The following is a 17,853-nucleotide window of genomic DNA, read 5'->3' on the forward strand; positions in this document are numbered from 1 at the left end:
CGCCACGTATGGGTCCCAATGCAGATAGAGGCTGCCTGCGAGGCAGGCCGCCAAGAATAGCAGGCCGGTAACGCGCAAAATCGTGCCGCCAGTCTTTGAGGCGAACAGCCAGATTACGATCGCCCAGAATACGACCGTGAAGGCAATTCCAACCGCAAGTGTCGTGTTTTCGGTCAATTCACACAGCCGAGCTGGTTCAAATGACACATACTCTAGCCGAAGCTCATGCCATCGAACAGACCGAAGAGGCGGCTCCCCCGTTCATGAGAGTGTTGGAGAGCGGCTGGACCGACTTCTGGGCACCCCCTAAGTCGCAGGACAATTATGCCGCAAACGTCGGGCTGGGCGAGTTGTACGCAGAAATGGCCGTGATGCACGCCCGGGCTCGAAACGATCCCTTGGTGCTGGAGCTGATTGTCAGCACGATCATGTCCAAGGCCGCGAGCGGAAAGATCGCTATTGGGCCGATTGAGCTCGGCTTCTTTCACAAGCTATCGTCGCTCGCTTACGTGGGGTCATTGAATTGACGGGTAGCCCTACCCCAAAAGGTCGCTCCACCCGGTTCAAGCCTGGCCAGAGTGGGAATCCAGCCGGCAAGCCGAAAGGCACGCGGAATGCGACGACCGTTGCATTGGAGACGCTGCTTGATGGCCAAGCGCAGGCATTAACGCAAAAGGCCATCGACCTTGCGCTGGCAGGTGACCTCCCCGCACTGCGCATTTGTCTTGATCGCATCATGCCACCCCGGAAGGATCGCCCAGTGACGTTCGAGCTCCCGCCGATCAACAGTGCACAGGATGCGGCCAAGGTGTCTTCCGCCGTGCTGGCGGCAGTATCCGCGGGCGAGCTCACTCCATCGGAGGCTGGTGAAATTAGCAAGCTGATCGATACGTGGGTGAAAGCTTATGAGACCGCCGAACTGACCGAGCGTCTGGAGCGCCTGGAAAGGATGAATGGCCAATGATCGGGCGAAATCTGAAATCGCGGATTGGCAAGCTCGAGGATCGCCAGGGTGCCAAGATCCGACCACCCTACGTTTATCACGTCAGTGACCCGCCGACCGCGGGAGAGTTATCCGCGATTGAGGCGGCGAAAACTGCTGGTCATCACTTCATGATAGGGCCGTGGCCTTGCGCAACGGTCGAAGAATGGATTGCAATACACGGTCGCCCAGAGGCCCTACAATGACAGTCCGAAATCTCGAATCCAGGATTGTCAAACTGGAATCTCGCGTTAGGCACGCCGACGAGATGCTGTTGATCTGGTGCAGACCGGATGAAGCATTCGGAGCTGCGCTCGACAGACACCGCCACCTCTTCGATTCTCTCGATCGTGTCGCTGTCGCGCGTTGGCTTTATGCCGACGAACCTCCCGCCCCCGCTTGGCATCGCGATTTTCCTCACGGGACGTCTGAACCGGAGCGGGCTGCGCTCGATGACGTTCTCCGAGAGACGGCGCGCCAAGCCTCAGATCAACCGCAAGACAAGCGATTGTCAGAACGGAGTGACGCAGACCTTTGGTATGAGGTGCTGAGAGCAGATCGGAGGGCCGGCTATGAGATCCGCCATTAAGCGCCGCCTCATTGCGATCGAGCGCCAGCGAAACGATACCCGTCGGCGGGTCCACATCCTCAAGGTATCGAGCCAGGATGACGGACCACGCCAGATCGCCGTCATGCTGGCCTCGGGCGCCGCAGAGGTCGGTGATGGATTCCTGTGCCTCTCAGGTCACCAGTTGGCAACAGCGACTGGCGCCCAAGTTTGATGTTCAGCGCGGCAGAGCAGCGCTATTGGTTAGAGGACGGCCCCGTCTGGAGGCGGAATATTGGGCCACCGCTCCGCGATCGACTGGCAGGCCGCCTTCATATTCGCGAACATGCTCACCGCCGCACCCAGCGCAGGGTAGGTCTCGCCGGTGTGGCAATCGATCGTGACGCAGAGCGCCTTTTCAGGCTCAGCGCCGTCTTCGTCCGTGTGCTCACCAAGCATGCCGAGGATAGCAGCCGATTGCCATCCCGCTGTCGCTTCACTGAGCCCCTTGCCCTTTGCATACCGAAGCATCACCGCGCCGCGCTTCAGCTTGTTGGTCTTGGTTTTGCGGCGCAGCAACAGGTCCGGCGAGAATCTGATATTGACGCCATTCACCGGGATCACCGGGAAACTTTTGCCCGGCAAAATCTCCGCCTCCGGCAATTCGACCTTCGCCAAAACAGAACTGAACTGCTTCACGTAGTCGGCGTTTGTCTCGTTCGTCAACGCGTCAAAGTCGTCCGTAGCGATCTTGTTTCGGATCGATTCAGCTTTGTCCTGAAGGACTTGCGGGTCTGTCTCATGCTTGCGCAGAGCGCTTGCGACGGTGATCCGAGCCTCCCGGTGCTGGAGCAACCGGGCGATGGGCCGAAACTTGCAACCCTCAATAATCGAACGGCGCTTCCGCTCGGAAGCAGCCATGTAGTCGGCAAGATTCCGGACGTCAATTTCCGGTGCCTTGACCTCAACGTGAGTCTTTTTGGTCACGATCCCCTCCGTGGAGAATAAGCATGTCGGATTTCTATTTCAGCGCAGACATCGGGAACGACACCACCCTCTGCATCGCACCGATTACCGATCGGCGGCTTGAGCTTTCCGGAGAGACCGTCGACGACAAGAGCGGCTACTTTCTCTTCGAGACGAAAGGCGGTGCAGAACCCAGCGAGGTTCAGATTCTTGCCCGCGTCACCTCTGAGGAAGCGGCTCTGCGGCTCAAGCGAATGCTTTCGCTCGAATGATCCATTTCGCAATCATTTGACTTGGTGGCTGGCCGCAACTTGGCAAGGAAGTTGCGGCCAAAATTTTTGCACGTATACCCTGTGTGGGATGCAATTTTTCTGTTGCACTTCCACGAATCGTTTGCCGCAGAGCCCGGCTATTTGGGGCCCTGCGGCCTGAAAATGTCGCCGGGATCAGTAGGTGGATCGTTCGAGCCTGCTGGCTCGCGCGGGAGGCCGAGCGCATAGAGAGCTCGCGGGCCAAAGCGCGCCGCCGCGGGATCCGACACCATAAATCGCCGGATACGCTCCGCGATCGACAACCAGGTGCGCGCAAGGAAATCGTGGCGGCTCTCCCATGTCCGCATCCTGTCGTCAAACGCCTTCTCGAACGGCGTGGCCGCCGCGCAGTGATCCTGCAACTCACGCTCGATGCGCTTAATTTCCGCCGTCAGGTTCTCATATTTCTTCGTGGCCTCATTGAGCTCGCTCTGACGGCTCCTCTCGCCAGGCTTCGACGACCGCGGAGCACGCATTAACCGGCTGATAAGCGAACCAGATTCGAGAATTGCGACCCTCGCAACTCCGAGCCGGGCTTCGATCTCGGCCCCCCGCTCTTGGAGCGAGGCCAGCGTAACATCCGGTTCAGGCGGCTTGTGGCTTGTCTGGCGCTTCTCCAGCCAACAACGTGCGCGATATTCGAGCCCGCGGCAGTACTCAAGCACGCGTGCCATAGCACTTTGAGCTAATGCGGACGCCCGCGAGAGGAGGTCATCGAGGGCGTCCGGTTCAGCATCGTTCAGCGCTGCGACGAAAACTTGCGCAGCTCGGCGGTCGTGGTCGCCGACGGGGAGATCTGATGCGCGATCATCGTCTCCATCATGTTGCGCATGTACGTCAGGCTCTCCAGGATCGCGCGCAGCGTTGCGAGCAACTTCTGCACGTTGTCCATGGCCTTCTCCTCGTCCGTCATGGTTGGGTTCTCCGATCTTGGTGTGGATGTTAACGCGTGTTACGCCCGGCAGGCACTTGCTCAACAAGTTGATAAAGACGCCATCGGGATCGGTGATAACCCATGCGGGTTTTTCACGATTGGAGATCGCGAGCTTGAGAAAATTGTCCTCAAGTTCATCGATAAATTCGGTTCGGTTGGTCGAGCGATGCCAGCAGCCGCGAACGGCGGCCATCGCATCGCGGAGCTCGATGCCCGCGATCTTGGCCGCCTGCTCGATCGCCAGGGCCGGGGTGCGGTGTTCGGGCGCGGTGCCGGCCGGGTGCGCCCTCTCGATCTTGTCGGCGACGGCGTCCAGACCTTCCGTGCGGAGCTGTCGTATGACAGCGGCTTGGTGGCGGCCCAGGAGAATGTTGTCGGGTTCGAAGCGGGCTTCCAATTCTCGGCCGATGCGCTCACATTTTGCATGCGACCACTTCCAGCCGGGATTGACCCGGTTCGTAATCGGATCCGTGTAGCTCACGCAAACGTGCCAGTGACGCTTGCTGGCATTGCCGTTCTGTCGCGGCTTGATGTGCTCGAAAACTACAGCCTGGAATGCCTGAAAGCCGAAGACAGCCGCCAACAGCGGTAGCACGCACTGGAAGAACTGGTCGCGAGTCAGCTCCAAGTAAGGGGCTACGATGAATTGCATCATCGCGTGCTTCTTGCCGTGCCGCTTCGCGGCCGCTAACATATCCAAGAGGTCTTTGGGACTGCCCTGGATGCATTCCGCGGCCTCGTTCTCGTCCGCATTGAGAAGATGCTGCACGGAATGATTGGCCCCCGTCAGCGTCTGGGCCAGCTTGTTTCCAATGATCATGCTAAGCGCACCATCATAGGCATCTTCGATGTAGTCGCCGTCGATGAGCCTAGCGAACATCGATGGCCTCGATCGCTTTGTTGAGGAGGCGGAGCCCTTCCTCGATACGCTGGTTCTTTTGTTCGTCGGTGCGAACGTGCCGCGCGGCGTTGAAGTACATCCGGATCTCGAACAGTTTCGTCTTCCAATCGGAAGTGGTGACGAGCTCGGCGACGGCGGCATGAGTAGCAGCCCGCACGAAAGCAGAAAGGGTTTCGCCGCGCTTCTTTGCAGCGCGCTGCCAGACCAGCACGTGGTGGCCATCGACACGGAAACGGACCGTCTGCGACTGCGGCATCTGTTGTTGCTTTCTCGGGGGACCGGGGGTGACCTTCACCGCCCGTGGCAATGTAGCCATGTGGCTACGATTGCCATGCCTTGAGCCCTCTCTTCCTTTCTTCTGTCGCTATGCTCGCCTAAAACCGCCCTGTTGGAAAATCGCGCGCAGCCGCGTTGATCGCGACTATCTCGCGCCGAACGCGATCCTTGGCCAGCAAGGGACTGTCAACAGATGTTGCAGCGCTGCGGCGTCAACAGATTTTGCTTGTCGAGAAATAGAGACGAGCGGGTGCGCAGAAATTCTTCTGCAGGCTCACTAAGTTGCCAGTATAGCTGCCGCGATATGGTGGCAACGGTTGTCGGCTGAGGTTAAACAAAGCCTTATTTTAAAGGCTTCACAGCCCAACAAGGCCTGCAGCGTTCTCCTGGAGGAGCTGGGCTTCCTGGATGTAGCCGGCGGTGGTGTCGTACTTCTTATGGCGCAGTTGCTGCTGTATCAGGTGCGCTGCCACCTTGTTCCGGGCGGCGGACGTTGCCAAGCCACGGCGGAGCGAGTGACCGCCATAGCTTTTCGCCATCAATGCGGCCTCTTCTGTCGACGCGCCATTAGCAATGGCGCCGGCCGAAATGGTTCGCTTAATGATCAACGCAACTGAGTGATCACACATAGCCTCCTCACCCAGATGCCCGTGCCGACTGACGGCGCGGAAGGCAGGTCCTTCCGTGATACCCGCCACTTGGAGCCAAGCCCGCCAGGCGCGAACCGGACAGGTTTTCAGGTTCGAACCATAGGGGATCCCGATCCGTTGGCCCACGCCCTCTTGATCGCCCTTGGATCGAGCGAGGTAGACCGTCAAGCCATCCTCCCCCTCTTCGACCCATGCCGCGGCACTGGGCCGCGACGACACCTCGATAGCCGCCAGCTCGGTCCGCCGGAGGGCGCCCGCAAAGCCCAGTAGCAACAGCGCCCGATCGCGGGTGCCAGCAAGCGTGTCCGGCAACGCCTCAATGGCGTGCCTGAGCGCCGCTGTCATCAGCGCTGACTTCTTTGTGGGCGGCCGACCATGAACACGCCGGATCCCGGACCAAACTTCTCGGAACGGGCCTCCGCTGAGGTCCAGGTGGTGGCCGGCGCGCTTGTGCGCGTCCTGTATAGCCGAGAGCCGTCGGCGCTGCGTGGTCACGGCAACAACCCCGGCTGTGGCTACCAGGAAAGCGGCCACCGTTGCCGGCGTCGTCGGCATTGCGACAGCCCCCTGAAGGTCACACCAAGCCTGAAAGGTCCGCCAGTCGGAGCTGTAGGCCAACTGGGTGTTGGTTGCTTGGGAGGCCGCGGCGTAGGCCTTTGCCTGCTCGGCTATTTCGGCCGGGTCAACGGGCACGCCTACCGGGACGGCAGGGACGGGAAGCTGGGGACCGTCGGTCATGACCTAGCTTTCAATAAATACCATTATCATAAGCTTGATAGACGAATCAGGAAATGGGTGCAAGGGTGCATTTACTCAAACACCCGTTCCGTGCTTTATTGAGCCGGCTGGTCCGGCATGGGGCATGCCATGGCGAAGAAGACCAACACGAAATCGGGCGGCAAGAGCAGCACCGGCATGAAATATGTTCAGACCCGTCTCACAGAGGACTCCTGGCGCGACCTGCAGACGTTGCGCATTGAAAAAGGCGAGTCGTTGCAGAGTCTTATCGTCGAAGCTTTGAATGACCTCATGGCCAAAAACGGAAGAAAGCGCACCATCATCGGCGCCAACGACGAGGCTTAGTAGTTCGGTACGGCTAGGGTAGCTCCCGAAAAGCTGGTCCGCGCCAGCCTGCCGTACCGTCACCCTGCGGATGCACCGTGCGGAGGTGCCATGACTGACGACGACAACGAGCCGGATGAGATCGGCTCTGGCGAAATTGAATCCTCCTTGAAAAATCTCATCAAGGAACTTCCCGCCCCACCTGGAGGGTCATTGCTGAAGACCATTCTTGAGCGCCGCGGGATTCGCGGTGCGATCCGCCGTGTCTATAACGATCCGCTCGAGAACTACGCCCAGCAGCACATATTCCCGGACACCCCCACAGACACTTACTGGGAGCTTTTCAGAGCTGCCAATCGCCATCTGCGAGCCAAAGGCCAAATGGATTTTTTCCAAGTAACCGAGACGGCCGCGGAAATTGCAGAGGCCGAGGGAAAAGACACGCAGGAAACAACGTCCCGTCATTTCGCGTTGTGGGCTGACAAGATGAAGGCGACGACGGGTTCGTTCTCGATTGAGACGGCAGCCGCTCGCTTCATCGAGTCCGCCGATCGCCTTATGATGATCCTGAACGAAAATCAGGAAATGCAAACCGCTGCACATGCCTACGCAGAGGCATGGCATTGGTTTCATATGGAGCTCTACGGCGAGCACGAACTCGCCGCTAAGGGCAATGAGGCTTTGCAAAGCCTTGAGGCCGGCCGGCAAGCCCGAAAGGATCAAGGCGCCTTAAAATTCGGGATAATCGCACGCGCTTATGCTGATTTCGCGAGCGGCGAACCTAACGAAGTAAAACGAAACAGTGCAAAGCACGCGGCGTCGGCCATCATCGAGACCGTGAACAAGGCTTTTGTTGAACCTCCCCACGAATTTAAGGAAATTGCGCTCGGCACCCTGACAAACAAGATGCCAGAGATCATCAGAGACTATTTGGCGCAGAAGAGCGCACACAAATAGGCCTATTCGTTTGACGCGGTGGCCACAGATTGGCCAATCTGTTTTTCGCAGCCTTTGAGGTCAAGGAGCAAAACATCGAAAATTCACCCTCGTAAACCGGGCTTTACCCGGCTTCACCATGGGTGACAAATGACCACCACTTGCTTCCTCAGCCGCCCCGACGCGGCGGCCTACCTCCTGAAGGTGCACGGCCTTAAGCGCTCTCCAAAGACCCTCGCGAAGATGGCTTCCCAGGGCACGGGCCCGGCCTTCCACAAGGCCGGCCGCGATGTGCTCTACGCGCCCGACGACCTCAATGCCTGGGCCAAGAAGACCATCGGCGTCGGCGCCTTCTCGGCGATCGAGCACAAACTGGCGGCGATCGCTGCGTGAGGATCGCTGCAGCACGAAGCCCGCGCACGGTTGCAGCCGGTACGCGGGCGGGTCGCAATATTCAGGTCGGTCAGTACGAAGACGATACCGAAGCGCTGGCGCTCCGGCAAGCGATGCTGCTGCGTCGCCACTATCCCATATCGTTGGACATGGCGCTGACCATCGCCCGGATGGCTTACACGCGGAGGCCGTCATGACCCCCGCAACCGAGTATCCCTTGAACAGGCATGAACTGTTCCGGGCCGAGATCACCGAGCGCGGTGCTGGTGTGCAGGTCGTGAGCATCGGCCGCTGGAAGGTGGCGGCGGACGGAACCCGCCGCCGTGCCGGCCCGGCGCTCGAGGTCGGTTGCCACCGGCTCGCCGGTCTCGTCCGCCTTGTCGCCGATCTGCAGCGTCTCGTCGAGGAGCATCAGAAAGAGATCGACGACGCGTCGGCTGCACGGAGGGCGTCGGCATGACCTACTGTCCCGACGAGAAGAATGGCTACTGCACGCTCTCGGAGACCTACGACGAGATCCAGCTCGGCGGAAGCGTGCACATCAAGCCCGTAGGCTGGATGTGGGTTCACTGGCTCCCCGGCGTCAGCATTAATGGCGCGTACGTGGATAGCTTGGCCGCTGCGCAAGCCCAAGCTCAGGCGGAGGCGCACCGACTGAACGCGGTGTATGTCCCCCATTGGTCCGACGTGAAAATGGGGCCGCGCGAATGAAAGCCTCGTCAGACATCGGCTACCCCGACGCACCGGGCTTCAAAGCGCATGGCCCCTCCGAGGACGCCGCGACCATGATGGCCGCGACCGCCCGGAGCTTGCGCGAGCGGGTGCTCGCCACCATCGCGGCGTCGGCGGCGGGGCTCACCGCCGACGAGGTGGCAGCGCAGCTGAACAAATCGATCCTCAGCGTCCGCCCCCGGGTCGCAGAACTGCATCGTCAAGGTGAGATCCGGCCGGCCGTGAATCGCGGCACGAATGCGTCCGGCATGACGGCGAGCATCTGGGTCGTGAGCCCGCCCCTGCCGGCGTCGGAGGGACAGTCTTGAAGCCGATGCAGCCGACCGCGCACGCAATTATCGGTCAGATCCGGGCAATCACCCGCTTCATCGAAGCGTCTAACTCCGAGCTCCACCGCCATGAACTGATGGAGATCGGACGCGCTCTCAGCGACGCGTCCGAGACCGTCGTGGAACAGACGATGTCGCCCGACACCATCGGGCCGGATAGCGGAAGGGCGGCGTAGATGGGAGCCGTACTCAACAGCTTCGATGGGCACGTGGATTTCGCCGCCATCAAGGCCGCTTCCCTAGGATCGATCGAGACGTTAGCCAGCAGGTGGTTGCCTCACGGCAAGCGCCTCGGCAACGAATGGGTCGCCACCAATCCGACGCGCAATGACGGGCGGCCGGGCTCGTTCAAGGTCAACGTCGTTACTGGCGTCTGGTCCGATTTCGCTACCGGAGAATCTGGCGGCGACATGATGGACCTCTGGGGCTATCTTTTTGGCGGCGATCCGCTCGACGCCGCAAAGGAAGTTGGCGATTTGCTCGGCGTGCCCCGCACGTCGAACATCGCGCGCCTGCATCTCGGTCCGCGCGCCAGCATCGTGCCGGCGGTGACCACGTCGGCCGCGGGCGTGTTGCCCCCCGGTCAAAGCCTCCGTGATCCGTCTAACTTCCCGCCCAGGACGCCGCCGAATGCCCATGGGAAGCCTCGGTTCGTGATCGCCGGCGCCGAGGGGCCGCAGGTCTACGGCGATGAGAAGCGCCGCCACGTCTATAAGTGCGGAACGGTGCCGATCAAGATCAAGGTGATGCGGAAAGCAGGCGATGCGCTGATCTGGTATCGCGTCTCCGACGGCGACGTTCTCGGCTGGCAGCTTCAGAAGCCGGCAGGCTTCAAGGAAGTCGTGTACTTCGGCAGCCTGGATTGGAGCGATGCCGACCGGCTCGAGGACTTCCTGTTCTGGCCGGAGGGCGAGAAGGATGCCGAAAGCGTCACGGCCCGTGGCGAACTCGCCGTGACCTTCGGCGGCGTCGGAGACGGCCTTCCCAAAGGATGCGAAGAGTATATCCGCGGTCGACATGTTGTCGTCCTGGTGGACAACGATGCCCCTGGCCGTGACCACGCCGCCAAGAAGGCGGCCCTCGCCTACCCCATCGCGGCCTCAGTCCGCGTCGTGCACTTCACCGAGGTCCCGCACAAAGGCGATGTGTCGGACTATTTCCAGATGGGCAACACCATCGGCGCGTTGTTGCAGATATCCAAGATGGAGGAAACGTATAAGCCGCGTGTCTCGCCCGAAGTCAGTTCGCTGGCCTCCGCGGAGGCACTCACTAAGGCCTCTGTTCTGAAGGCAACGCCCTACACCTGGATCGATCCGACCGCCATCCCGCGCCGAGACTTTGTGTACGGCCGGCATTTGATCCGGAAATTCGTGAGCGCCACGATCGCCCCCGGTGGTGTCGGAAAATCGAGCCTGATCGTTTCGGAAGCTTTGTCGATGGTTTCGGGGAAGGCCCTGCTCGGGGTGCAGCCGACGTCTCGCCTCCGCGTCTGGCTCTGGAATCTCGAGGACCCGCAAGAGGAGATCGCCCGACATGTCCAGGCGACGGCGCAGCACTTTGAATTGAGCGTCGGCGACATCGAAGGTCATCTGTTTGTCGATAGCGGCCGCGACCAAAGACTGGTCATCACGATCACCGATCGCGCCGGCTCCAGGATCTTGGAGCCGGTTGTCGATGCCTTAGTCGCCGAACTCCTCGCCCGCCAGATCGATCATCTCGTCGTCGACCCGTTCGTCTCGTCCCATGACGCCTCGGAGAACGACAACTCGGCCATGGACTGCATTGTCAAGGCTTGGGGCCGCGTGGCGCAGCGAGCGAATTGCAGCATCGAACTCGTCCACCATAGCCGCAAATCGGCGGCGGGCGAGACCGAGACCACGGCCGAGTCTGCCCGCGGAGGCAAGGCGCTGACCGACGGCTGCCGTAGCGTCAGGGTGCTCAACCGTATGACGACCGACGAGGCCGAAAAGGCCGGCGTGGATGCACCTCGCAGCTACTTCCGCGTCTTCGTTGACAAGGCCAACCTCGCTCCGCCGGCCGAGACGTCAGACTGGTTCCACCTGAAGAGCATCGACCTCGGCAACAGCCCGAGCGGTGGCTACGGCGACTCGGTCGGCGTCGTGGTCCCGTGGGCTTGGCCCGACCTCATGTCGGACGTCACCGTCTCGCATCTTCGCCAGGTCCAGGCCATCGTGTCCAAGCGCCCCTACCGGGAAAACCATCAGGCTCAGGACTGGGTCGGCAAGGCCGTTGCCGAGGCTCTGGGCCTCGACCTCGACCAGCCCAAGAACAAGCGCAAGATCATGGGCCTTCTCAAGGTCTGGCTGAAGTCCGGCGCACTAAAGAAGGTCGAAGACAACGACGTCAAGGGCAATCCGCGGTACTTCGTTCAGGTCGGGGTTCCGGCCAATGACTAGTTTCCCCACCACCATCGCAGGTGGGGTGTGGCCGGTGAGGAATCAGGTCCACAACCTTCACCCCCACCACACCCAGCTATGGGGTGTGGGGGTGTGGTGGGGTGGCGTCTGTGTGAAAATCGCAGGTGGGGATTCCGAACCCGCCAATCAGAGCTGCGACCTGAAAATTCAGGCCCGGTGCAGGCCCGCTGGGAGGTCATCATGACCGCCCCGATCCCGTCCGTGGTGCGCTTCAAGGTCGAACCTGGCGACGTCCCGCCGGAGAAGGCCGCTCGTCGACTTCACCTCACCTTGGTGGAGTTCAACGCAGTCCTCCCCCGCTTGCTGGCCCGAGGATTTCCGCCGGCCGATCTGGACACGGGTATGTACGACTTGGAAGCGATTGACCAGTGGCGCCGCCTCCGGTCGGCGGCCTTGTTCGGGTTGACCCCGCCCCCCGCCACCGAGCAATCTGCGGCGGCGTCATCGAGCGGCATGGGGGACAGATTTGCGGCCAAGAAGCGGGGTGGGCATGGTTGAGCTGCCGCGCTACGTCCACGCCAAGCGCCGTCGTGGCGGCCTGGAGTTGTCGTTCCAGAAGTACCGCGGAACGGACAGCGCCTGGCCCCGGGTGAAACTTCCCAGCAATCCGCTCTCGGCTGAGTTCGTGAAGAAAATTGCACTTTGCGCCCGGCTCGAGGCTACCAAAACGCCCGGCGGCTGGACCTGGGTGTTCATCGACGAGATGGACCGTCGCCACGACCTCCCTGCCCCGCAGCCGGACTCTGAGGCCTTCTGGAGGGCAGTTGAGCGCGCCGAGGCCGTGGGCAAGGAGCTGTTGGCGGGCGTCAGGAAGACTTTCTCGGCCCTGATCGCCGAGTTTAAGGCCAGCGCAGCCTATCAACTGAACATCGACGAGGACGGCAAGTCGCGCCCTGGGCTCGCCGAGTCAACGCGCGACCAGTACGAACGAAACCTCGACGACATCGAGGAAGCCTGGGGATCGGATCCCGTCGCCGAGCTCACGCCGGTAGATGTGCAGAAGGCGATCGACGCGTTCCGCGACACGCCGTCGGCGGGCCGAGTTTTCCGCTCCGTACTCAGCCGCCTTTGCTCATGGGGGATACCGCGCGGGTACGGCACCTCCAACCCGGTCGAGCACACCGAGACCAGCGAGAACGCCGGCACCTACGACCCGTGGACGCCGGCCGCTTTCGAGCATTTTTTTCAGCATGCTCGGATCGGGCTGCATTTGCCCGTCTACAGCGGCCTTTTCACGGGTCAGCGCCTCAGTGACGTAATCGAGATGCGCCGGCCGCGTGAAGGCGTCACAGAGATGCCTCTCGTCGCCCAAAAAACGGGTGAATTGGTGCCGGTGCAGATCCACTCCGAGTACCGTGCCATCATCCAGGCCCAGAAATCAGACCACGCGATGCTGCATCTCCGCGAAGATGGGGAGCCGTGGACGTACTATGGATTCAAGACCGCGTGGCAGCGCGAAATGAATCGTCCGGAGTTCGAGGTTTTCCGGAAGCACCGCTGGGTTTTCCATGGCACGCGCAAAAACTCGGTCAACAACCTGCTGGAGGTGGGCTGCTCTGAGGCCCGCGTCGCCGCGATCGTGAACATGAGCCCGGCGATGGTTCACCACTACAGCAAGAAGGTTTCGCAGTTCCGTCTGGCGCGAGCCGCCATGGAGCAGTTCGAGGAGGGTTGGGCGAAGTTGCGCCCTAGCGTCCTCGGCAACGTCAAGATTGTTGGTAAGGAGTAGCCTGATGTCGTTTGAAAAACTGCCCGAAACCCAAGGTCCGTGGAGCCGCGAACTGGTCAAGGAGATTGCCATGGACATCGGCAAGGAGGTCGTGAGCCACATCGAAATCATGTATCCGGCCGCCATCGCGGCGACGCCAGGGACATTCAAGACGTCCGTGAGGAACGCCGTCTATAACCAGATCATGGCCGCGATCGAAGTGAACGATGCCGGCGAGATCGCGGCCCGCCTCAAGGACCGCAAGCGCGCTAGGACCAAGCTGACGGCGGCTTATCGAAAGATGCGGGCGGTCAATCCGGATTCGAAGCCGCCAACTGAGGCGGCCTAATTCGCTCGCTGGCGGCGTTCCTCATCTGCAATGATTGAGAGCAATTCATACTGACTTGCTAGGCCGCCGAGGCTTCGGGCGATGTTATTAAGCACCGTCGCCGTTCGAGGCGAAACACCGGATTGGCCAGCCTGATTTCGATACTGCGTAGCCAGCTTTCTGCATTCATCTGCTGTGCGCATTACCCCTCCCTTGTGCAACGGAAGTACAGCACAGCTTTGTTGACCGGCAAAGTTAGGCCGGCTGAGATGGCCTCACTTTTTCCGATCGTTTGAGGTCGGGGCCGGCCTTTGAATTTAATCAAAATCAATCAACTGATGCGGCCAATCCGACCGCCAAAAAGGGGGTACAAAGGCCCCTCTTTCGCACCCATTATCGCGCGTTGGTCCCACTGGGTTTGTACCCGTCGCCGTTGATATTTCGGGCGAATTTTCCAGACCACTTTTCTTTTAATCACGGGGTCCTGGGTTCGAGCCCCAGCGCGCTCACCAAGCAAATTCAATAGCTTACGGCAGACCATCAACCGATTGAAAAAGCCCCGTGTGGGCACTGTGCTGACAATTCGATTGCTGCTCTCCCGGTCGGAGATCTCGGCCCTGTAATTGTTCGCCGTAACAAGCAGGCCGGCGCGCTCCTCAGCCGTGGTCGCCTGCCCTGCCAATTCCAGGCAGATGCGCTCCATGCGCGCGAGTTCGTCGATGTCGTGTTGATATTGCCCCATGCGGCTGATCAGACTCCGGCGCCCCGCTCAGGACAAGGACGGGCCGCGTAAGGAGCCTTCGACCGCGACACGCGTTAAGGACCAGAGCAGGAGGACGGAGGCGGGTTATGAGTACCATCCCCCTAGACCTTCAACGAAGGTTCGAACAGCGCTGGGCCGCCCGATTTCCGCCGTCGGGGGGAGCGGTTGCAACTCGATGGGATCGGCCTGAAAAGCATGATCGACAGCTGGCCACGCCCAGAAAGGGCAAAAGAAAAAATCGCCAAGCGAACCTAGCTCGTTCAAGTTCAGCGCCGACGGCGTGAGCGCGGGACCGAAGCCCCCACGACGCGCAGTAGCTCGCGCGCGTTCCGAGACCCAAGGGATTGATAATTTGACTCTGGCCTGCGCCGCGTTTCGATGGCGGCATGCCCCGCCCTGCCCGCCGCCACACGCCCACGCACGTTGACGGCCGCCCCGTCAAGATCACCTTCGGCGAGATGCGGGAGATGGGCTTGCGCGGCGTCCTCGTCTATTGCCATTGCGGCCATCATATCGCTCTGAGCGCCGATCGCTGGCCTGACGATGTTCGCCTCTCTGGTATCGAGCCGCGCTTCGTCTGTGCCGGTTGCGGCCGCCGCGGAGCTGAGGTCAGGCCAGATTTCGAGAGCGGCATGCCGCCGCAGTTCGCGAGCTCGAACGCACGTGAGACCGCTGCAAAAAGGCCATATTTCGCGTGCGAGTTGATGAAGCGGGAACTTTCGGCAATTGGATACATTGCCGGTCTCGCCGCTTATCGCGTCCCTCGGGCCTGAGGAGCAGTCGTTGAACCGGGAATTAAAGGAATTCCGCAGGCTCGAACGCGCTTGCAGAGAGCACGCAGCCATCGCTTCCCTCGATCTTGAGCGTGAGGGTCTTCTCAAGGTGGCGGAGTATTATCGGAAAGCTATCGAAGCTTGCAACGCCACCCCACAGCGGACAGCCACCCGTAAATTTCCCAAGGAAGGCCCGCCAGCGTGAACCGTGGCGCTGCCTTTCCACGTCCCCACACGCAGCGACCCCGCCTCGCTGATAGCGTGGAAGGGCCGCCTGCCTTTCCTTGCTGGGGCTGGAAGGGGCAAAGCCAGCACGGTCGGCAAGTTCAATTTACGCCGGTGAAGTGGCGAAATGAACTGCCCAAAAGGGGCACTCCGTCGGAGGCGGAGGGTCTGCGAAAACCACACGGACCCGCTGAACAGACATCACGTCGCCGAGCTCAGTCCCAAGGGCAAGGAACCGCATTGGGGACGACGCAAGCTGAAGCGGGATCAATGATCGTCTTCTCTCGGGAGACGCCACACGATTTTCATTTTTAGTCGGAATCAAATTGAGCCGTTGCTTCAATTATAAGGACGTCATTCATGACCAAGGAAAATTGCCTGATCGTCTACGTTGCTGGAAGACAGTTGGATCTGCTGCGAGGAGAAGCCTCCCGCATTGCAAAGGACAGTAAACTTGATTGGTGGATCGATCATGCCGATGTCGGCACGCGCTTCTGCTTTGAAGATGCGAAGGCGAAAGAAACCTTCGCTCTCACCTGCGACAACTTCGGCGTTCCGTGCCGCGACGGCTAGGAACTAAGCCCAACGGGAAAAGCCGCAGGGTGGTTCCAGCCCCCACTGCGGCATTCCCGGACAACTAGAAATTGGCTGGTACTCAAATCTCGCCGGTGTTCTCACAGTAGAACACCCCGTTCCGAAAATGGACTCCGTACAACTACCGGAGTTCGACGTCTCACGGATTGCAGCTTAAGAGCGAGCGTGGCACGGCTTGCATTCCAGCCCCCAAGGCTCCCGGCTGCCGATTCAATTGCGGATCAGAGCGCCGGGAGCGCCGAGGCCCGCCAGCGTGAACCAGCGGGCCAGTTCAGTGCGGGCACAGTCCCAAGCGTTTCGTTCGACCTATCTTCAGCTTTCCGGCGCCGCAACTGCAGCCGGCATGCTCAGCGGCGCTCCACCAACCGAAACAGGCCCCACCGACTTCGACTGCCGGACCATCCGTTTGCGCATCGCCGCGGACAGTCCATAGCGAGCATTCGCTCTTCGAATGGAGGACGTGACGTCCGACATCATTGCGCCTTGCAGCGAGTCCACCTTCGCGATCAGCGTGGACAGCTGCGAAGATATCTTCCTCACGTCGAAGCGTTCGTCCGTGATGCTCTGGCGCAGGGACAGCAGCACCATTGTGTCCTGCTGCAGCAGGGCGGCATTTTGCTGCAATGCTTGGTTGTTCTCCTGCAGCGAAGCCGTGTGCTGCTGCTGGGCCGACTGGATATCCTTCAAGGCGGCGACGACCGGATCCGGTTTCGGTGCGGGTGCGTCCCGGCGCGGAAGCAGTTCGGCCAGACTGCCGATATTCAACGACGAGAAATCGGCCGGCGATGTATAGATGGCCGCCGAGCCGTTGATGGCCAGGGCACACACCGACAGCGCCAGGACCGATTTCCGGCTGGAGCGCTTGATCGGAACTGGAGCTTCCGGTGCGGCGGGTTCGGGCGCTGCGGCTGCGAGCGCGAGCGCTGCCGGGTCGAGTTGTTCGACGAGGCCTTGCGCTTCCAAAGTCGTGGTCATCTGCATTGACCTCATGAGCGAGCAAAAGGAAGCCGACGCCGGAACGTCCTCGCGACGGCTCCTCTACGCAGCACCCACCTACAACTGTCTAAAATTGTAGGCTTTTCGGCTTAATTTCACGTTAGCGGCCGGGCCGCCCGGCAGGCCCGGCCGCCCCGGCCGATTGCGGGGCCCAGGCGATGGAATGAGCAATGGGGCAGCCTGCTCCGAAGCGCGACAAAGCCGCGAGACAACGCCCTCAAAAGGTGTAAGATTCAGCAAAACAGGAGGGAGCGGCATGTTTGAAATCAACGGTTTCGACACGGCAGGCGTCGTCAGCCTCAAGCGGCTGTCACTCGAGGCCGCCCTCAAGAAGGCCAGAGAGCTCGTCGCGGACGGGTGCTGGGACGTTCAGATCGTTGATCCAACCGGCCGGATATACACCTCGTTCGAGGAGCAGGCCGCGTAGCCGCCCCGCCTTCCCTTTTCAGAAATCACCCAGCCGTCGGATCGCGCTTCGCGAACTCCTGGCGTTGCCGTGATCCAAATGAAAACCCCAGCGCCTGGTGGGAAGCGCTGGGGCGTTTTCAAAATATCAATCGGTAAAGCAATGCGGCCTTCATAGCAGCGGCCTCGGAGACCGACTGTGAGCCGGTTCACAGCACGTCGCCGATTTTTCCATATCTGCGACGGTCGCCAGCGCTGGCCGACAACGTAACCGATCCGCTATCCGCCTCGACCGACATTGGACGAGGCGCTGTTCAGCCACCGCTGCGTTGCTTCATCGCTCCAGCCGGGGACCGCGAAGCGCGCCCGCGGATTCACGTCCGCGCCGGAACGATCGACCGCGGGAGAGCGCGGATGATGTGCGCGGGAGCGTTGCGCCGTCGCCGCGTTTGCGGCGGTGCACAGGACGATCAACAGACCCATGGCCAGAACAGAGCGCATCGTATCGGTTCCAATCGAGTAACCCGCTCGGGCTGATGTGATGCGCCAACCGTCCCGCCGCAATCTGACGCGGCATCACAGCTAAGCGATAGATACGCGAGCG

The 17,853-nt window shown here is 60.9% G+C and carries 23 protein-coding genes and 1 pseudogene; 18 read left to right on the top strand and 6 right to left on the bottom strand.

Features of this window, described 5'->3' with window-relative positions; all coding sequences use genetic code 11:
• Positions 1-200 precede the first annotated feature (200 nt).
• From WN73_RS40045 to WN73_RS40055, 3 genes are all read left to right on the top strand, one after another.
• Positions 201-527, top strand: a complete 327-nt coding sequence (locus tag WN73_RS40045) for a hypothetical protein (RefSeq protein WP_271557789.1) — start codon at positions 201-203, stop codon at positions 525-527.
• Positions 524-964, top strand: coding sequence for a DUF5681 domain-containing protein (locus tag WN73_RS40050; RefSeq protein WP_271557791.1), 441 nt, complete (start codon positions 524-526; stop codon positions 962-964). Before WN73_RS40045 ends, WN73_RS40050 begins: the two co-directional genes overlap by 4 nt.
• A gap of 311 nt (positions 965-1,275) precedes the next feature.
• Positions 1,276-1,533 carry a hypothetical protein gene (locus tag WN73_RS40055; RefSeq protein ID WP_271557793.1) on the top strand — a complete coding sequence of 86 codons (258 nt, stop codon included), beginning with the start codon at positions 1,276-1,278 and terminating at the stop codon, positions 1,531-1,533.
• 260 nt (positions 1,534-1,793) lie between these two features.
• On the opposite strand, the gene WN73_RS40060 is transcribed toward WN73_RS40055, so the two are convergent.
• Positions 1,794-2,516 carry a hypothetical protein gene (locus tag WN73_RS40060; RefSeq protein ID WP_271557795.1) on the bottom strand — a complete coding sequence of 241 codons (723 nt, stop codon included), beginning with the start codon at positions 2,514-2,516 and terminating at the stop codon, positions 1,794-1,796.
• 23 nt (positions 2,517-2,539) lie between these two features.
• Here WN73_RS40060 and WN73_RS40065 point away from each other — a divergent pair, with 23 nt between their 5' ends.
• Entirely contained in the window at positions 2,540-2,767 is a 228-nt protein-coding gene (locus tag WN73_RS40065; protein ID WP_271557797.1) for a hypothetical protein, read from the top strand.
• Positions 2,768-2,904: 137 nt separating this feature from the next.
• Here the strand turns inward: WN73_RS40065 and WN73_RS40070 are convergent, their stop codons facing one another.
• The 3 genes from WN73_RS40070 to WN73_RS40080 all read right to left on the bottom strand — a co-directional run bounded on the left by WN73_RS40070 (position 2,905) and on the right by WN73_RS40080 (position 6,305).
• Positions 2,905-4,620 carry a hypothetical protein gene (locus tag WN73_RS40070; RefSeq protein ID WP_271557799.1) on the bottom strand — a complete coding sequence of 572 codons (1,716 nt, stop codon included), beginning with the start codon at positions 4,618-4,620 and terminating at the stop codon, positions 2,905-2,907.
• Positions 4,610-4,897, bottom strand: a complete 288-nt coding sequence (locus WN73_RS40075) for a hypothetical protein (RefSeq protein WP_271557801.1) — start codon at positions 4,895-4,897, stop codon at positions 4,610-4,612. The genes WN73_RS40070 and WN73_RS40075 overlap by 11 nt, the downstream gene beginning before the upstream one ends.
• 376 nt (positions 4,898-5,273) lie before the next feature.
• Positions 5,274-6,305 carry a site-specific integrase gene (locus WN73_RS40080; RefSeq protein WP_271557803.1) on the bottom strand — a complete coding sequence of 344 codons (1,032 nt, stop codon included), beginning with the start codon at positions 6,303-6,305 and terminating at the stop codon, positions 5,274-5,276.
• Positions 6,306-6,434: 129 nt separating this feature from the next.
• Here WN73_RS40080 and WN73_RS40085 point away from each other — a divergent pair, with 129 nt between their 5' ends.
• The 11 genes from WN73_RS40085 (at position 6,435) to WN73_RS40135 (ending at position 13,514) form a co-directional block, all read left to right on the top strand.
• Positions 6,435-6,650, top strand: a complete 216-nt coding sequence (locus tag WN73_RS40085) for a ribbon-helix-helix domain-containing protein (protein WP_271557805.1) — start codon at positions 6,435-6,437, stop codon at positions 6,648-6,650.
• A 90-nt stretch (positions 6,651-6,740) separates the two neighbouring features.
• Positions 6,741-7,586, top strand: a complete 846-nt coding sequence (locus tag WN73_RS40090; RefSeq protein WP_271557807.1) for a hypothetical protein — start codon at positions 6,741-6,743, stop codon at positions 7,584-7,586.
• Between the two features lie 129 nt (positions 7,587-7,715).
• The gene (locus WN73_RS40095) at positions 7,716-7,958 is read left to right on the top strand and encodes a helix-turn-helix domain-containing protein (protein ID WP_271557809.1); all 243 of its coding nucleotides are present in this window, start codon (positions 7,716-7,718) and stop codon (positions 7,956-7,958) included.
• A 193-nt stretch (positions 7,959-8,151) separates the two neighbouring features.
• Positions 8,152-8,418 carry a hypothetical protein gene (locus WN73_RS40100; RefSeq protein ID WP_271557810.1) on the top strand — a complete coding sequence of 89 codons (267 nt, stop codon included), beginning with the start codon at positions 8,152-8,154 and terminating at the stop codon, positions 8,416-8,418.
• On the top strand, positions 8,415-8,669 hold the full coding sequence (locus WN73_RS40105) for a hypothetical protein (RefSeq protein ID WP_271557811.1): 255 nt from the start codon (positions 8,415-8,417) through the stop codon (positions 8,667-8,669). The genes WN73_RS40100 and WN73_RS40105 overlap by 4 nt, the downstream gene beginning before the upstream one ends.
• Positions 8,666-8,998 carry a hypothetical protein gene (locus WN73_RS40110; RefSeq protein WP_271557813.1) on the top strand — a complete coding sequence of 111 codons (333 nt, stop codon included), beginning with the start codon at positions 8,666-8,668 and terminating at the stop codon, positions 8,996-8,998. Before WN73_RS40105 ends, WN73_RS40110 begins: the two co-directional genes overlap by 4 nt.
• Positions 8,995-9,195 carry a hypothetical protein gene (locus WN73_RS40115; protein WP_271557815.1) on the top strand — a complete coding sequence of 67 codons (201 nt, stop codon included), beginning with the start codon at positions 8,995-8,997 and terminating at the stop codon, positions 9,193-9,195. Before WN73_RS40110 ends, WN73_RS40115 begins: the two co-directional genes overlap by 4 nt.
• Positions 9,196-11,436, top strand: coding sequence for an AAA family ATPase (locus WN73_RS40120; RefSeq protein WP_271557817.1), 2,241 nt, complete (start codon positions 9,196-9,198; stop codon positions 11,434-11,436).
• 201 nt (positions 11,437-11,637) lie between these two features.
• Positions 11,638-11,955 (top strand): hypothetical protein, encoded by a 318-nt coding sequence (locus tag WN73_RS40125; protein ID WP_271557818.1) that lies wholly within the window; start codon positions 11,638-11,640, stop codon positions 11,953-11,955.
• Complete coding sequence (locus WN73_RS40130) at positions 11,948-13,186, top strand: integrase (protein ID WP_271557820.1); 1,239 nt, start codon at positions 11,948-11,950, stop codon at positions 13,184-13,186. The genes WN73_RS40125 and WN73_RS40130 overlap by 8 nt, the downstream gene beginning before the upstream one ends.
• Positions 13,187-13,190: 4 nt before the next feature.
• Complete coding sequence (locus WN73_RS40135; protein WP_271557822.1) at positions 13,191-13,514, top strand: hypothetical protein; 324 nt, start codon at positions 13,191-13,193, stop codon at positions 13,512-13,514.
• A gap of 310 nt (positions 13,515-13,824) precedes the next feature.
• Here the strand turns inward: WN73_RS40135 and WN73_RS40140 are convergent, their stop codons facing one another.
• The gene (locus tag WN73_RS40140; protein ID WP_271557824.1) at positions 13,825-14,235 is read right to left on the bottom strand and encodes a hypothetical protein; all 411 of its coding nucleotides are present in this window, start codon (positions 14,233-14,235) and stop codon (positions 13,825-13,827) included.
• Positions 14,236-14,642: 407 nt separating this feature from the next.
• Here WN73_RS40140 and WN73_RS40145 point away from each other — a divergent pair.
• Both WN73_RS40145 and WN73_RS40150 read left to right on the top strand, forming a co-directional pair.
• Positions 14,643-14,888 (top strand): annotated as a pseudogene (locus WN73_RS40145) (hypothetical protein); the annotation flags it as partial.
• 726 nt (positions 14,889-15,614) lie between these two features.
• Positions 15,615-15,827 carry a hypothetical protein gene (locus tag WN73_RS40150; RefSeq protein ID WP_028173955.1) on the top strand — a complete coding sequence of 71 codons (213 nt, stop codon included), beginning with the start codon at positions 15,615-15,617 and terminating at the stop codon, positions 15,825-15,827.
• Positions 15,828-16,160: 333 nt separating this feature from the next.
• Here the strand turns inward: WN73_RS40150 and WN73_RS40155 are convergent, their stop codons facing one another.
• Positions 16,161-16,829, bottom strand: coding sequence for a hypothetical protein (locus tag WN73_RS40155; protein WP_028173954.1), 669 nt, complete (start codon positions 16,827-16,829; stop codon positions 16,161-16,163).
• 271 nt (positions 16,830-17,100) lie between these two features.
• Here WN73_RS40155 and WN73_RS40160 point away from each other — a divergent pair, with 271 nt between their 5' ends.
• Positions 17,101-17,271 (top strand): hypothetical protein, encoded by a 171-nt coding sequence (locus WN73_RS40160; protein ID WP_165448161.1) that lies wholly within the window; start codon positions 17,101-17,103, stop codon positions 17,269-17,271.
• The last annotated feature ends 582 nt before the right edge of the window (positions 17,272-17,853 follow it).

The organism is Bradyrhizobium sp. CCBAU 45394 (assembly GCF_028128655.1).
In the GTDB taxonomy this organism is placed as follows: Bacteria; Pseudomonadota; Alphaproteobacteria; order Rhizobiales; family Xanthobacteraceae; genus Bradyrhizobium; species Bradyrhizobium diazoefficiens.